Below are 615 nucleotides of genomic sequence, written 5' to 3'. Positions count from 1 at the left end.
CGCTCCTGGAGCCCCGCCAGGGCCGCGGTGTCGGTGGCCAGCGACTCGCGGGCGGTCGCGATCGCCTGTTCGCCACGCTGCTGCTCGGCGCGGGCGGCGCGCACGAGCCCTGCCAGCTGCCCGAGTTCTTCGGCGATCGCCGACATCCGCGCGTCTGAGGCGTTCAGGTCGGCGAGCGCCGAATCGGCGCGCGCCGAGGCCTGTTCCAGTGCGCCGCGGACCTGTTCGAGGGCGAACCGGGCGCGCTGCGCCTCGTGCTCGGCGCCGGTCTCGGCGCGCTGCGCCTCCTCGGCGGCCGCCGTGAGCTCGATGAGGCTCGGGGCCGCGGTGCTGCCCCCGCGCACCCCGGCGGGGGTGAACACGTCGCCGGCCGGCGTGACCGCGCTGAACCCGAGCGCCGCGGCGGCTGCCGCGGCATCCTCGTCGTCGGCGAGGGCGACCCCGGCGAGCAGGTGGTCGAGCACTGTCTCCAGGCCGGGGCGGTGGGCCGGCTCGACCGGGTCGGAGACGGTCACGGCCCCCCGCGCGAGCCGGCACCCGGCGGGCGCAGGCTCGGTCGCCGGCGGCGGGTTCTCGGCGCTCACGGTGAGCAGCCCCGCGCGGCCGGCGTCCTGG

1 pseudogene is annotated in these 615 nt (G+C 78.9%); it reads right to left on the bottom strand.

Features of this window, described 5'->3' with window-relative positions:
• Positions 1 to 615: pseudogene (locus tag PINTE_RS23610) on the bottom strand (chromosome segregation protein SMC); the annotation flags it as partial.

It is taken from the genome of Piscicoccus intestinalis NBRC 104926, assembly GCF_001515525.1.
GTDB classification, from domain to species: Bacteria; Actinomycetota; Actinomycetes; order Actinomycetales; family Dermatophilaceae; genus Kineosphaera; species Kineosphaera intestinalis.
Note: the sequence above shows the minus strand (reverse complement) of the source record. Positions and strands in the feature narration are given on the sequence as shown.